Annotated in this window: 15 protein-coding genes; 8 read left to right on the top strand and 7 right to left on the bottom strand. The window is 50.6% G+C overall.

The genetic code is table 11. From position 1 onward, the window contains the following. Positions 1-5 precede the first annotated feature (5 nt). The gene (tsgA, locus tag MNO13_RS01660) at positions 6-1,184 is read right to left on the bottom strand and encodes an MFS transporter TsgA (protein ID WP_064542897.1); all 1,179 of its coding nucleotides are present in this window, start codon (positions 1,182-1,184) and stop codon (positions 6-8) included. 280 nt (positions 1,185-1,464) lie between these two features. On the opposite strand from tsgA, the gene ppiA reads away from it, so the two are divergent. The 4 genes from ppiA to argD all read left to right on the top strand — a co-directional run bounded on the left by ppiA (position 1,465) and on the right by argD (position 4,664). Further along, positions 1,465-2,037, top strand: a complete 573-nt coding sequence (ppiA, locus tag MNO13_RS01665) for a peptidylprolyl isomerase A (RefSeq protein ID WP_064542900.1) — start codon at positions 1,465-1,467, stop codon at positions 2,035-2,037. 107 nt (positions 2,038-2,144) lie between these two features. Further along, positions 2,145-2,747 (top strand): putative adenosine monophosphate-protein transferase Fic, encoded by a 603-nt coding sequence (locus tag MNO13_RS01670; protein WP_241939472.1) that lies wholly within the window; start codon positions 2,145-2,147, stop codon positions 2,745-2,747. 32 nt (positions 2,748-2,779) lie between these two features. Beyond that, positions 2,780-3,343: an aminodeoxychorismate synthase component 2 gene (pabA, locus tag MNO13_RS01675; RefSeq protein ID WP_121814769.1), complete on the top strand. Its 564-nt coding sequence runs from the start codon at positions 2,780-2,782 to the stop codon at positions 3,341-3,343. Between the two features lie 100 nt (positions 3,344-3,443). Continuing rightward, positions 3,444-4,664, top strand: coding sequence for a bifunctional acetylornithine/succinyldiaminopimelate transaminase (gene argD / locus MNO13_RS01680; RefSeq protein ID WP_241939473.1), 1,221 nt, complete (start codon positions 3,444-3,446; stop codon positions 4,662-4,664). Positions 4,665-4,667: 3 nt separating this feature from the next. Here the strand turns inward: argD and MNO13_RS01685 are convergent, their stop codons facing one another. Both MNO13_RS01685 and crp read right to left on the bottom strand, forming a co-directional pair. After that, positions 4,668-6,752 carry a YccS/YhfK family putative transporter gene (locus tag MNO13_RS01685; protein WP_064542912.1) on the bottom strand — a complete coding sequence of 695 codons (2,085 nt, stop codon included), beginning with the start codon at positions 6,750-6,752 and terminating at the stop codon, positions 4,668-4,670. A 91-nt stretch (positions 6,753-6,843) separates the two neighbouring features. Further along, positions 6,844-7,476: a cAMP-activated global transcriptional regulator CRP gene (gene crp, locus MNO13_RS01690; RefSeq protein WP_003852956.1), complete on the bottom strand. Its 633-nt coding sequence runs from the start codon at positions 7,474-7,476 to the stop codon at positions 6,844-6,846. A gap of 313 nt (positions 7,477-7,789) precedes the next feature. Here crp and MNO13_RS01695 point away from each other — a divergent pair, with 313 nt between their 5' ends. Further along, positions 7,790-8,194, top strand: a complete 405-nt coding sequence (locus MNO13_RS01695; protein WP_064542915.1) for an OsmC family protein — start codon at positions 7,790-7,792, stop codon at positions 8,192-8,194. Between the two features lie 17 nt (positions 8,195-8,211). Here MNO13_RS01695 and MNO13_RS01700 read toward each other — a convergent pair whose 3' ends face one another. The 3 genes from MNO13_RS01700 to MNO13_RS01710 form a co-directional block, all read right to left on the bottom strand. Next, on the bottom strand, positions 8,212-9,096 hold the full coding sequence (locus tag MNO13_RS01700) for a phosphoribulokinase (RefSeq protein ID WP_064542918.1): 885 nt from the start codon (positions 9,094-9,096) through the stop codon (positions 8,212-8,214). A 173-nt stretch (positions 9,097-9,269) separates the two neighbouring features. Continuing rightward, positions 9,270-9,488, bottom strand: a complete 219-nt coding sequence (locus MNO13_RS01705; protein WP_064542920.1) for a YheU family protein — start codon at positions 9,486-9,488, stop codon at positions 9,270-9,272. Continuing rightward, positions 9,485-10,507: a hydrolase gene (locus MNO13_RS01710; RefSeq protein WP_121814771.1), complete on the bottom strand. Its 1,023-nt coding sequence runs from the start codon at positions 10,505-10,507 to the stop codon at positions 9,485-9,487. Before MNO13_RS01710 ends, MNO13_RS01705 begins: the two co-directional genes overlap by 4 nt. 61 nt (positions 10,508-10,568) lie before the next feature. Between MNO13_RS01710 and MNO13_RS01715 the strand changes: the two genes are divergently transcribed. Beyond that, positions 10,569-11,168: a LysE family translocator gene (locus tag MNO13_RS01715; RefSeq protein ID WP_064542926.1), complete on the top strand. Its 600-nt coding sequence runs from the start codon at positions 10,569-10,571 to the stop codon at positions 11,166-11,168. A 5-nt stretch (positions 11,169-11,173) separates the two neighbouring features. Here the strand turns inward: MNO13_RS01715 and MNO13_RS01720 are convergent, their stop codons facing one another. Further along, on the bottom strand, positions 11,174-11,902 hold the full coding sequence (locus tag MNO13_RS01720; protein WP_241940106.1) for an NUDIX hydrolase: 729 nt from the start codon (positions 11,900-11,902) through the stop codon (positions 11,174-11,176). A gap of 175 nt (positions 11,903-12,077) precedes the next feature. Here MNO13_RS01720 and prs point away from each other — a divergent pair, with 175 nt between their 5' ends. Together prs and MNO13_RS01730 are read left to right on the top strand one after the other, a co-directional pair. Beyond that, positions 12,078-12,956: a ribose-phosphate diphosphokinase gene (gene prs / locus MNO13_RS01725; protein WP_133522088.1), complete on the top strand. Its 879-nt coding sequence runs from the start codon at positions 12,078-12,080 to the stop codon at positions 12,954-12,956. Beyond that, on the top strand, positions 12,950-14,434 hold the full coding sequence (locus MNO13_RS01730; RefSeq protein ID WP_064542932.1) for a nicotinate phosphoribosyltransferase: 1,485 nt from the start codon (positions 12,950-12,952) through the stop codon (positions 14,432-14,434). The genes prs and MNO13_RS01730 overlap by 7 nt, the downstream gene beginning before the upstream one ends. The last annotated feature ends 37 nt before the right edge of the window (positions 14,435-14,471 follow it).

Consider the following 14,471-nt stretch of genomic DNA (forward strand, 5'->3'; position numbering starts at 1 on the left):
AACGATTAATGTATTGTCGCGTTATGCTGACGGTGTTTCGTCACCAGACCCAAAATCAGGCACATAACAAACACCACGGCATACAAGCCGTTTGCGGTTTGCAGCGCCGCATGCGGGCCGCTGTGAGCCACGATCGGGCCGGTAACCACAAAGGTCAGCATGGTGCCGATAGTGCCGCAAGTCAGGACGAAGTTAACCAGTTTTGGTGAGGCAACTTTGGTCTGCAATGAACCAAGGGTGATAACCGAGGTGTAAATCGCGCTAGAGAAGAAGCCCAGAGCCAGAATAAACCATGCCAGATGAGTGGGTTCGCTGGTGTTGAACAGGTACATCAGAACGGTAGCTGCACCCGCAAGAACAGTCAGAATGCGTTGCAGATCGAAGAAACGCAAAATGAAACTGAACGCCCACATACCGAACATGTAAGACATCCAGAAATCACTGACTAACTGACCGGCATCATTCAGGTTCATGCCGAGGCTTTTGGCGTATTCCGGAACCCAGGAGATAAAGCCCAGTTGGCCTAAGATGTAGCACAGCGCGGCAATCGACAGGAACAGCACGCCAACCCCCCATTTTTCTTTCTCGGCCACTTTCTCGGTTGGTGCGGCGTGTTTGCCTAATGCCGGGAAGTCGCAACCGAAAGTCAGGATGAAGATAGCGACGTACACCAGACCGATGCAGACGTAAACCCAGTACCAGTCGATGCTGCGAGCCAGCAGAATCGCGGCAACCATTGGGAAAATCATCCCCGCCATGCTGAAGAAGGAATCGGTAAACAACAGGCGTGAACCGCGTTCACGGCCTTCATACATGTGAGTTATCAGGAATGTACCAATTGACATCGTGATACCGCTGACCAGCCCAAGCACAAACATTGCCGCCGAGAAAATGGTTAGGTTATCGCCAAAGACAAGCCCGGCAACCGCCAGAACCATCAGTATAAAACCAAAGCGCAACTGAGTTTTCAGTGGCACGATTTCCATTAACCAGGCATTCAGGAAAATAGAAATTAAAATACCCGCGTTCAGGAAGGTAAAGGTATTACTCATGCTGGAGACGGGTACGTGGAAGTATTCGGCAATATTGCCCATCACCATCCCGGTGACGATCACCAACGCGCCGGTCAGTGCGTAGGAGAAAAAGCTGATCCATGTGAGCTTAATGCGGTTGCTGTTAGTCATGACAAGCCTGTGAATAGAAATGTAAAGTGCTTTGACAGCACTCGAGAAGAATGGATTTTAGTCAAAAACGTGATTCATTCATACATTTTATGAATCATTTAGGGTTTGTTACTGCTCTTTAAGTGATATGAATCACAATTGAGCATGTATTCTCATTAGTCATTCATTTAACTTATTGATTTGTGTGAAAGTAAAAAACAGTAAATGGCTGGCGCATAGAGGAGTGCCTCTTTACAATCTAGCAACTTGCTTCATTCACTGCCTTCGTAAGGAATTTTTCATGCTCAAATCGACACTGGCGGCCGTAGCAACCGTGTTTGCTCTTACCGCGCTATCTCCTGCGGCACTTGCTGCTAAAGGGGATCCACACGTCCTGTTGACCACGTCAGCGGGTGAAATTGAGCTTGAGTTAAACAGCCAAAAAGCCCCGATTTCTACGAAAAACTTTGTGGATTATGTGAACAGTGGCTTCTACAACAACACCATTTTCCACCGTGTAATCCCAGGCTTTATGCTTCAGGGCGGCGGCTTCACTGAAGATATGAACCAGAAGCAGCCAAATCCACCGATCAAAAACGAAGCTGATAACGGTCTGCGCAATACTCGTGGCACTATTTCTATGGCACGTACCGCAGATAAAGACAGCGCAACCAGCCAGTTCTTCCTCAACGTTGCAGACAATGCTTTCCTCGATCACGGCCAACGCGACTTCGGTTACGCGGTATTTGGTAAAGTTGTGAAAGGGATGGAAGTTGCCGATAAGATCTCTCAGGTACAGACGCATGATGTCGGTCCATATCAAAATGTTCCGTCAAAACCTGTAGTTATTCTCTCCGCAAAAGTCCTGCCGTAAAAAATTCCCGCGCGGGTATTCTCTACTCGCGCAATCTCCTCCTTCCAGCACTTCCACCGATTGCTGCTTATACTTGTGGCAAGAAAGGGTCATGTTAGGGAGGCACCATGGCAAAGAAACTTACCGACAAACAAAAGTCCCGCCTTTGGCAGCAACAGCGAAGCCGTTCATTTCACGCCAGTTCCCGGCTGGATATTCTTGAGCCTCATGCGCAAGATGAGACTATCGCACAGCGCGTAGAAACGATTGAACTTGGCCCGCTGCATCGCGGATTACCCTGGTTGTGTGCCATCCATCAGCAGCTGTTTCAGGATATTTTCGACTGGGCAGGCGAGATACGGGATGTTGATATTTCCAAAGGGGAGACACAGTTCTGTCATTTCGAGTACATCGAAAATGAAGGTAACGATCTGATGCAGGAAATGGAGGACGAACATTACCTGGTCGGGCTTTCCAGAACTGAGTTCGTTCAACGCCTGGCACATTTCTATTGTGAGATTAACGTACTTCACCCGTTTTTTGTTGGCAGTGGTCGTGCGCAGCGCGTTTTCTTCGAGCAGTTAGCGATTCATGCCGGTTATGTTCTGGACTGGAAGGACGTTGCTCCGCAAGCCTGGCAAGAAGCCAATCAGGCTGGAGCGCTGGGTGAGCTGGCAGCGCTGACGGAGATTTTCACTAAAGTGGTGAGTGAAGCGTGCGAAAGCGAATAGAATAGTGCGGTTCTTTTTACTCCGGAGCCGCGATGCTACTGCTTATCGACAATTACGACTCATTCACCTGGAACCTTTATCAGTACTTTTGCGAATTAGGCGCGGAAGTAGTGGTGAAACGTAACGATGAGCTGACCCTTTCTGAAATCAGCGCGTTGGTACCTGAAAAACTGGTTATCTCTCCCGGACCTTGCACGCCAACTGAAGCGGGCATATCCCTTGCGGCGATTACTCACTTCGCCGGAAAGCTACCGATCCTCGGCGTTTGCCTTGGACACCAGGCGATTGCACAAGCATTTGGTGCAACCATTGTCCGTGCCGAAAAAGTGATGCACGGTAAAACCTCGGCTATCACCCATAACAATACTGGTGTTTTCAGCGGCCTGAACAACCCTCTGACCGTGACGCGTTATCACTCTTTGGTTATCGACCCGCCATCGTTACCTGAGTGTTTTGAAGTGACAGCGTGGACGGATAAACAAGAAATTATGGGTATTCGTCATCGCGAACTGGCGCTGGAGGGTGTGCAGTTTCACCCGGAAAGTATTCTCAGCGAGCAGGGGCATCAACTGTTAGCCAATTTCCTGAAGTATTGATTTTTTATTGCCAATAAATGATTTTTTATGCATATTTCATGATTATATTTTCACGTGTCTCTCATGAAGTTTTTATGCGTAAAAAGGGGATAGGTAATAAATGGCAACTGAACAATCCGCAATTACCCGCGCAACTTTCGATGAAGTGATTCTGCCGATTTATGCACCGGCTGAATTTATCCCGGTAAAAGGTCAGGGAAGCCGCGTTTGGGATCAACAAGGGAAAGAGTATGTTGATTTCGCGGGCGGCATCGCAGTCACGGCGCTGGGTCACTGCCATCCCACGCTTGTGGAAGCGTTAAAAAGCCAGGGCGAAAAGCTATGGCATACCAGCAATGTTTTCACTAACGAACCTGCGTTGCGCCTCGGGCGTAAGCTGATTGATGCCACTTTTGCTGAGCGCGTGCTGTTTATGAACTCCGGCACCGAAGCGAATGAAACCGCCTTTAAACTGGCGCGTTATTACGCTTCTACACGCCATAGCCCTTACAAAACCAAAATTATCGCCTTCCATAACGCCTTCCACGGTCGCTCGCTGTTTACCGTTTCTGTTGGTGGCCAGCCAAAATATTCTGACGGATTTGGCCCGAAACCCGCCGATATTATCCATGTCCCGTTTAACGATTTACATGCAGTAAAAGCGGTGATGGACGATCACACCTGCGCGGTGGTGGTGGAGCCAATTCAGGGCGAGGGCGGCGTAACGGCGGCGACACCAGAATTCCTGCAAGGTTTGCGTGCCTTGTGCGATGAGCACAAAGCGTTGTTGGTATTCGATGAAGTTCAGTGCGGCATGGGGCGTATCGGCGAGTTGTTCGCGTATATGCATTACGGCGTGACGCCAGATATTTTGACCAGCGCTAAAGCGCTCGGCGGCGGTTTTCCGGTGAGTGTGATGCTGACGACGCAGGAAATAGCGTCTGCATTCCATGTCGGCACCCACGGTTCCACTTACGGCGGAAACCCGCTGGCGTGTGCGGTGGCAGGGGCAGCATTTGATGTTATCAACACGCCGGAAGTGTTGAATGGCGTTACGGAAAAACGCCAGCTGTTCGTCAAGCATTTGCAGCACATTGACGAGCAGTATGATGTGTTCAGCGATATTCGCGGTATGGGTTTGCTGATTGGCGCTGAGCTGAAACCGCAATACCAAGGCCGTGCACGTGAATTCCTGCATGCCGCTGCTCAGGAAGGGGTGATGGTGTTGAATGCCGGTCCTGATGTTATGCGCTTCGCGCCAGCCTTGATTGTTGAAAATGCCGATATTGATGAAGGTATGGCGCGCTTTGCAAAAGCAGTGGCGAAGATCGTTAACGGATAGTCGTTAATCCGACCGCCGCAATCGGTTCAGCCAGATACCATGATGTGGCCGCTGACGCCATGCAACCGAAGAAATAGTGTGCATGGTGCTGAGGTGGCCCAAAATCCGCTGTAAATGTTGTTCCATCGTGCTCAATGGCCCACTCGGAAGCCCTTCCAGTGGGTCAAGAATATTCGCATCCTGGGTTTCGCCAGGCCCATCATATTGCAGCCGCTGCTGGCATCGTTGCAGCGCAATTTCACACGACTGCAAATAGCGCTGGGCTAAATCCGGTGTCAGCATGTTGTGCTCGCGCGCAAGCGTAGTCATGGCGTTGATGTGCTCGACAATAAACTGGCTGTGCGTCACCCACAATTTCATATCTGCCAGGTAATGCGAGTTAAAACCGGGTTCCTGCATCGCCTGATTCAGTGAGTTAAACAGCGCATTATGGGCTTGATTGACCTTCATTCGTTGCCAGGCTAGCGGCGTGGGTTCGGGATCGTTGCTCAGAATCAGGCGAATCGCGTCCTGGTCTTTTTCAAGCGCGTCATGGGCGTTCTGGCGCAACAAACCGCTTTGCCACTGCGGCCACAGCCAAACCATGCCGCCGAAGGCAATCAAACAGCCGAGCAGAGTATCAATCAAGCGCGGGACGATAAATTGCTCGGCGCTGAGTGTGAGCAGTTGCAGGGTATATACCGCCGTCACGGTAAAACCAATCGTCGCCCAGCCATAGCTCTGGCGAATAAACAAATAGCTGACCAGCGTAATGACCAGCATCGCGGCCAGGGCAATGCTTTGTGGGAAGTGAAAGTGCAGGGCGATACCCGCAATCGCCAGGCCAGCAATGGTCCCTGCCGAACGGTGCAGAATGCGTACCCGCGTGGCGCCGTAGCCGTTTTGCGTAACGAACATCACCGTCATTAAAATCCAGTAGGGTTTCGGCAGATGTAAAAATGCCCCGAAAAGACTGGCGATGGTTAGCATTACGCCTAGTCGGGCGGCGTTGCGCAGGGCGGCAGATTTCAACGACAAATAGCTTTTCAGTGCTGCCCACAGCGGTAAACGGCGCTGCCGGTCTTCCATTAAATCACGGGCGTACAGAGGGCGTTGGATGCGCAGCACGCGGGCGATACGGCTGAAGTGATAATGACAAAACTGCCCAACCGGGTTGTCCGGATTCTGGCGAGCAATTTTCTCGAGGGCTTCAATTTGTTTCTCCATCGTAAAACGCTGTGGGTAACGATGGTAGAGAATGTCATCGGCCAACACGCGCAAGCGTGCCGCAATGGTCTGCGCATTCCAGCGAATAACCGCTTCTGCATGGCTTTTCGCGACAAGTTTTTGCACCTCGGCAGGCTGGTGCAAACTGACGGAGATGTGCTCTTGCAAATCTAACGCTATCTGAAAAGAGCGTAACAAATGTTTGTAACCGTTCTGCTGATTTGCCGACAGCATATGCAGCTGTTGGTAGCAGATGGTGATCAGGTCTACGGCTTTTTGCTGGCGAGCCAGCAGTGGAGGCAGCGCTGTTTCGGGATCAGCATGTTGTGTCAGCATGCCGTATTTGGCTTCACAGTACTCCGCCAATTGGCGATAGAGCAGGCTTAACGTTTCGCGCAGCGGCTGCTCACGCCACATCCAGAACCAAAACCAGTTAAAGACTCCGTACCAAATCGTGCCGGAGACATATAACACCATCGGCTTCCAGATAGGCATATTGCCGGCCATACTTAGCGTAAAGATGGCCGCAATCAGCGATGCCGGAAGCAAACGTGCGTGCAGGGCGCTGATTTCAGCGGTGACGCCTAACAAGAGCGCCATCACCATAAGAATGATGGGCAATGGGACCGCGGTGTAGAGCAGCAAAAGCTGCATGATTAAACTGCTGGTCGCAAAAAGAGTGCCGCCAACAATCAGGCGTTTAAAAAAACGCTTATGGGGTGTATCCAGACCAGCAATGTTGCAACAAGCGGGCACTAACGAGAAAAGCAGACCTAACTGCAAATTCCCCAGTAGTAAACCGATCCCCACAGGAAGGCACAGCACCAGCGTTTGCCGCAGTGCATAGTTAACTTCAGGGTGATAGATTAATCTTCTCCACATATGCTTGTCATACTTTGTGTTGCAGGTGTTTGGATTTTAAAGACAAAAAAAGGCGTGTCCATAAAGCAACACGCCTTTTTTGAAACGGAAATTAACGAGTGCCGTAAACGACGATCGTTTTGCCGTGAGCGGAGATCAGGTTCTGATCTTCCAGCATTTTCAAGATACGACCGACAGTTTCACGAGAACAACCGACGATCTGACCAATTTCCTGACGGGTAATTTTAATCTGCATACCGTCTGGGTGAGTCATTGCATCAGGCTGTTTTGCCAGGTTCAACAGTGTCTGCGCGATACGACCAGTCACATCGAGGAATGCCAGGTTACCGACTTTCTCAGAAGTGACTTGCAGACGACGAGCCATCTGGGAAGAAAGACGCATCAGAATGTCTGGGTTTACCTGGATCAGCTGGCGGAATTTTTTATAGGAAATTTCAGCCACTTCACAGGCAGATTTAGCACGGACCCAGGCACTACGTTCCTGGCCTTCTTCGAACAGCCCTAACTCACCAATAAAGTCGCCCTGATTCAGATAGGAGAGGATCATTTCCTTGCCCTCTTCATCTTTGATCAGAACAGCTACAGAGCCCTTGACGATGTAATACAGCGTCTCTGCTTTTTCACCCTGGTGGATCAGTGTGCTCTTCGATGGATACTTATGAATGTGGCAATGGGACAAGAACCATTCGAGAGTCGGGTCTGTTTGCGGTTTGCCAAGCACCATGCGCGGTTATCCTCTGTTTATAACTGGCTACCAACGACAGGACGCTAAACATCCTGTCTGGCGTTGCAAGTATTAGAATATTCCCCACTTTGGGGAGATGGCATGCAAGTCATTCTTGCTGCCTGTAATTAGTGACGTCCTTTGCATCTATGCATTACGTCAATGTATCAATGTAGCATCCGGATTGTTTTAGCATAGCTTTTGGCAGGTGTCTCCTATTGTCTCGTTTCAGCATGACGTAGGTCGCCTTCCGTTGCCAGTTTTGCTGCATCCGCGTACTCTGGAAGGTAATTTTTTCAATGGGAGAAGCAACATGCAGGCACGTGTGAAATGGGTTGAAGGGTTAACTTTCCTTGGTGAATCCGCTTCAGGACACCAGATTCTGATGGACGGTAATTCTGGCGATAAAGCACCGAGCCCGATGGAAATGGTACTGATGGCTGCCGGGGGTTGCAGTGCAATAGACGTGGTTTCTATTTTGCAAAAAGGCCGCTACGACGTCACCGACTGCGAAGTGAAATTGACCTCTGAGCGTCGCGAAGAAGCTCCTCGTCTTTTTACTCACATCAATCTGCATTTCATCGTGACAGGCAAAGAGCTAAAAGATAACGCGGTTTCCCGCGCGGTTGATTTATCTGCTGAGAAGTATTGCTCTGTTGCACTGATGCTGGAAAAAGCCGTAAATATCACGCACAGCTACGAAGTCATTGAAGGCTAGTGTGCAAAACAGGGCGGTTACTCGCCGCCCTGATTATTGATATTTCGTCCTTCCGCCAGACGCTTCACTAACGGCGTCATGATCAATTCCATCGCCAGCCCCATTTTGCCGCCCGGTACCACTATTGTATTGATGTGGGAAATGAATGAGCCTTGCAACATGGCGAGCAAGTACGGGAAATCGATGTCATCCAACCCGCGAAAATGAATCACCACAAAACTTTCATCCAGCGATGGAATTCCGCGTGCAGCAAACGGGTTAGAGGTATCGACAGTCGGGACACGCTGGAAGTTAATGTGCGTGCGTGAAAATTGTGGCGTGATGTAATTGATGTAGTCGTCCATTGAGCGCACCACTGAATCCATCACCGCTTCCCGGGAATGCCCACGTTCGCTGGTATCACGCACCAGTTTTTGAATCCATTCCAGGTTGACAATCGGCACTACGCCAACCAGCAAGTCGACGGCATTCGCCACATCGTGCTGTGGGGTGACGACTCCACCGTGCAATCCTTCATAGAACAACACATCGGTCGGTTCAGGCAGCGATTGCCACGGTGTAAACGTCCCAGGAATTTGGTTCCAGGGGACGGCTTCGTCATAGGTATGAAGATACTTACGCGATTTACCTTGCCCGGTTTTTCCGTACTCGATAAACGTTTGTTCCAGCAGGCCGAAGTCATTCGCTTCCGGACCGAAGTAACTGATATGGCGGCCTAAGTCGCGTGCTTTACGAATAGCCATATCCATTTCAGGACGCGTGAAACGATGGAAGCTGTCACCTTCAACTTCGGCAGCGCGCAGGTTGAGTTGCTGGAATATTTTGCGGAAGGCAAGGCTGGTGGTGGTCGTTCCCGCGCCGCTGGAACCTGTTACGGCAATAACCGGATGTTTGGCTGACATAAGGCAACAACTCCATGGGTAATCACAAGTTTGTGTTCGTAAGGGCTGGCCCTCACCCTAACCCTCTCCCCCTGGAGAGGAGACTGTCCGGATTTCTCTTTGGTTCTTCCCCTTCTCCCTCAGGGATAGGGCCGGGGTGAGTGTGGTTTTACTATGCAGTATAGAATAAACGCTTAGCCGCGAAGCTGCCCGCGAGCCATGATATTCACCGTTTCGTGAAGCTCCGACCATACCAGCACAGCCTCGCCACTTTGTAGCTGGCGCTTAACATCGGCCACTTTTTGCTCCAGCGAACGCTCTTGTTCACCATAATCGGTACCTTCACGTAATACAAAGGATTCAATCAGATTATCAAGCGTTTCGGGGGGGAGATCTTGCCAGGGAATCATCATAATGACGGGTCCAAAAATTTAGACAACCACTGCGGGATGCGTTGCTCGAGCCACATTTCCGGACGCCGTAGCGTGCCACCAACAAATCCAACATGCCCACCATAGCGCGTCAGTTGATACTCAATATTGGCAGGCAGTATCGCTGTGTCGGGGATCACATGGTGATCCATAAACGGGTCATCTTTAGCGTGAATGATTAACGTCGGCGTTTTGATTTGCGGCAGCAACGGCATGGCGCTGCATTGACGATAGTAGTCGATAGCATCTGCAAAGCCATGAATCTTCGAGGTGATCAAATCGTCAAACTCACGCAGACGACGCACTCCTTTAAGCTGGCGCATATCTACCGGGAGTGTGCCTGGATAGCTTCTGAGCTTACGTGCCGCATTTTTCTTCAGCAGATTCAACAGATAATGTTGGTAAACGCGCGAGAAACCTTTCTCGATATGCTTGCTACAATGCTCAAGCATTAGCGGGGCAGAAACCACTACACCTGCCTGTAGCGTACAATCTGCGCCTTGTTTTGCCATTAAACAGGCGAGCATGTTACCGCCGAGAGAAAACCCGACCGCCGCCGTGGGGGCTTTACCGTAACGTGTAGAGAGCCAGTTGAGGAAATAGCTGCCATCTTCGGTTTCGCCGGAGTGATAGATGCGTTTCATGCGATTCGGCACGCCGCTACAGCCACGGAAGTGCATCACCACACCCAACCAGCCTTGCTTACGCGCGGCATCAATTAACCCATGTGCATACGGGCTGTGCAGGCTTCCTTCAAGACCATGAAAAACGACTAACCGTGGTTTATGCGTTGCCTGGCGTGGGTCTTCACTCCATGCAAGATCAACAAAATCCCCATCCGGCATATCCAGACGCTGCCAGTGAGGTTTGAAATTGAGGCGGCGGCGAATTAAGCGTGGGAGCATGGTTTGCAGGTGCGGATTACTGACACCCTTTAACGGACGAAATTGTTCATCGTCTACGTGATTAAAATTCAATGCTGCGGGACTTGTCGTGGCCATATCACACTGTTAGTTTCATTTAGTTTGCTAATTAACTTACCGGGTGCGGATCACCCATTTCATGGAAACGCTTTTCTTCTCAATGCTTGGTTTTTTGTGGGTCGCGGCGATTACACCCGGCCCAAACAATATGTTGCTGACTTCTTCCGGCGCCAACTACGGCTTTATGCGAACCCTCCCTTTGATGATAGGTATCATGTTGGGGATGCAGTGCATTTTGTTGCTGGTGGCTTTTGGCGTCGGTAGCTTAATCCTATTGTATCCTGCTTTGCACCTCATCCTGAAGATTGCCGGGAGTGCTTACCTGTTATGGCTGGCATGGAAAATCGGCACCGCGACTTATGAAACGCTGGAAACCGATGCGCCGCCGCCGTCACCTATCCCATTCTGGCAGGGTGGTTTATTACAGGTTATCAACCCGAAAGCGTGGTTGATGGCGCTAGGTGCAGTCGCAAGTTTTAGCCTTGCGGGTGCTCAGTACCTGCACTCTGTGGTGTTAATCAGCATCGGTATCGCGCTGGTCAACATCGTTGCTGGCATCATCTGGATTGCGTTTGGCAGCATGATTGGCAAGCTACTTCGTAGCCGCCGTGCCTGGACAATCTTTAATGTCTTTATGGGATTGCTGACTGCGGCATGTGTGTTGCTGATTTGGCATTGATGCCGCTACCCGGCAGTATCATTGAGCAAGTTACGTGAGAAAAGATGGATATCCACTCCTTCTTTTCTCCGATAAAGCCGCGCTTTACGCGCCCCAGTCGCCTTACTTTTCCCTGTATCTTCAAACATGCCTGACGCCTCAAAGCGGCGAATCAGGCTTTTGCGCTGTATCGCCTGCCCGAGAATAATTTCTGTCGCTTCCTGCAATTGCGTGAGCGTGAACTCTTCTGCCAGGCAATAGACCGGCAATAGTGAATAGCGCGTTTTTTGCCGTAGCCGGTTTAGTGCATGGGTAATAATCTCACCGTGATCAAAGGCCAGAGTCTGCTGCGTCAGTTGGTGAGTCGGTAACCATTTCGCATCGCTGACGCTTTCAATATGTGGCTGGCAATCGGTTCTGGCGATCAGGGCGAACCAGGCCGTCGTCAGGCTCCAGCCGCGTGGATCACGATACTTGCCAGAGAAGGTTTCCAGTTGTTCGAGCCACGGGGGAATGACGCCCGTTTTTTCAACCAGTTTGCGTAAGGCGGTATCACGCGTGGACTCATCCAGGGTCATATCAATAAACCCACCGGGCAGCCCCCAGGCCCCCTGGTAAGGGTGATTAGCTCGTTTAACCAATAATACGCTTAGTTCATTGTTATCCAGCGAAAACAATACGTTATCGACAGTGACAATCGGAGAGGCGAAGCGCGAGGCATCATAATCTTTCAGGTATCTTTCTTCAGAACGCATAACGATATGTACGCTTAAAACTGTCGTTAGGACAAATTTACGGATGTCCATCGCCACTGACAACCTTTATCAACCAGGATCGGCAAAAAATAGTGCTTGCTTAATATTGTCTTATGGACAATATTAAATGTGTCACAAGGACAATAATCGAAATAAAGAGGAAGGACACGACATTATGGCGATAAAACTTGAGGTTTCTCTGGATGGCATCACCCCGGAAATTAACAGCGGTGTGTTTCCTGATGGTGCGGTCTGGTTGAAGGTGCAGGGTACGTTACCTAAACGTGTAGAGTTGATGCGGATTCGCGCCTGCGCAATGAAAAACATGGATGATTTTATGCTGTTGGCGCAGTTGGTGGAGGCGATTCGCCATGCTTGCGATGTGCGTTTCAGCCACCTTGAACTTCCCTGGCTGCCTTATGCCCGACAGGATCGGCATATGCAAGCCGGAGATAGTTTTGCGCTTAAAGTGTTTGCCATGCAGCTCAATACCCTCGGTTTCGACAAAGTGTTTGTCCTTGACCCTCACAGCGAAGCTGCCGCTGCTGCCATTAATAATCTGGTGGCTATCCCGCAGGAAGTCTGTCTACAGGGGAGCAACGCTCTGGTTAGCGCATTACGCGAAGGGCGGTTAATGCTGATTGCCCCGGACGCGGGCGCATTGAAAAAAATCCATCTGGTGGCTCAGGCTACCGGGGCGAGCACCTTCGGTATCCTGACCAAGCAGCGCGATGTGGCAAGCGGCGTGCTAACCGGTTTTGCATTAGTTGCAGGCGATGTGGCAGGGAAAGACGTGCTGATTGCCGACGATCTTTGCGACGCAGGAGGAACATTTATAGGGTCAGCCGAAGTGCTGCGCAAGGCTGGCGCACGGAGTGTCGGTTTGTATGTGACGCACGGTCTTTTTTCAAAAGGAGTGGCACATCTTCTGAATCAGGGGATCGACAAAATCTACACGACGACATCCATTGCGCCCGCAGAGGCTGCGCAACAAGGCGTTGAACTTATTGATATTGCGCCACTCTTCCAGGCACAGGAGATGAAATCATGTTAATGAACCCTATTCTGGCGATTGATGGCTACAAGGTTTCGCATCGTGAACAATATCCGCTGGGGACAACAAAGGTTTACTCAAACTTTACCCCGCGCAGCGACCACTATTTTCATTCTCCGGTAGACGACGGCAAACTGGTGTTTTTCGGGCTTCAGGGTTTTTTGCAGTGGTTTATGGTGGATCTGTTTAATGAAAAGTTTTTCGCCGCGCCTGAGGAGCAGGTGGTTGCTGAATACAAGCAACTCATGGACAGCTATATCGGTAAAGACAGTGTGGCGATTGAACCGATCCGCGCATTGCATCGCCTGGGATACCTGCCTTTGCATATCAAGGGATTAGATGAAGGCAGCAAAGTCGGCATGAAAATTCCGGTCCTGACTATCACCAATACCCGAGACGAATTTTTCTGGCTGGTGAATTATCTTGAAACCGTGCTCTCTGCTGAACTATGGAAATCCTCCACCTGCGCCACTATCGCCCATCATTACCGCAAAATTTGCCAGCGTTGGGCGGAACGGACCTGTAGCGATCTTAGCCATCTTGATTTCCAGTGCCATGATTTTGCGTTTCGCGGCATGTCGGGTTTACATGATGCGGCGCAATCCGGCTGTGGCCATCTTTTGAGTTTCAAAGGCACGGACAGCATTCCTGCCATTCTCTATGCCCGGCAGCACTACACCGACAGCCAGGACTATTTTATCGCGGCAAGTATTCCGGCAACGGAACACAGCGTGATGTGCATGGGCGAGAAAAATCATGAAATCGAAACTTTTCGCCGCCTGATTGCTGACTTATATCCACAGGGATTTGTGTCGATAGTTTCTGATACCTGGGATTACTGGCAGGTGTTGACGGAATACACCAGGGAGCTTAAGCCGTTAATTATGTCGCGTCAGGGGCGCGTGGTGTTTCGCCCGGACAGCGGCGACCCGGTGGATATACTCTGCGGTACGGGGGCAGATAATTCCCCTGAACGCACCGCGCAGGAAAAAGGGTCGGTAGAAGTGTTGTGGGAGATTTTTGGCGGCACCATCAACGAGAAAGGCTACAAGGTGTTAGATCCGCATGTCGGGCTGATCTATGGCGATTCCATTACGCTTGAGCGAGCAGAAGAAATTCTGCGCCGCCTGGAAGCGAAAGGTTTTGCCAGCTCGAATGTGGTGTTTGGCGTTGGGTCTTTTACCTACCAATACCACACGCGTGACACTTTCGGGTTTGCGATGAAGGCCACTTATGGCGAGGTGAACGGAGTCGGAAGGGTTATCTTCAAAGAGCCGAAAACCGATAACGGCCTTAAGCGTTCGGCCAGAGGGTTGTTGCAAGTGGTGCGCGATGAGGCGGGAGATTTCCAGCTTCACGATGAGCAAACCTGGCAGCAGGAGCAGGAAGGAGAGCTAAAAACCCGCTTCCTTGATGGCAAACTTTATAATACCGACCACCTGGAAACCATTCGTCAACGGCTGGTGGCGGCTTTGTGAGGGTATAATTCGCTAATGGGGGAATTTCTTCCCCCAT

Origin of the sequence: Buttiauxella ferragutiae, from assembly GCF_022637515.1 — a bacterium.
Classification (GTDB): domain Bacteria; phylum Pseudomonadota; class Gammaproteobacteria; order Enterobacterales; family Enterobacteriaceae; genus Buttiauxella; species Buttiauxella ferragutiae.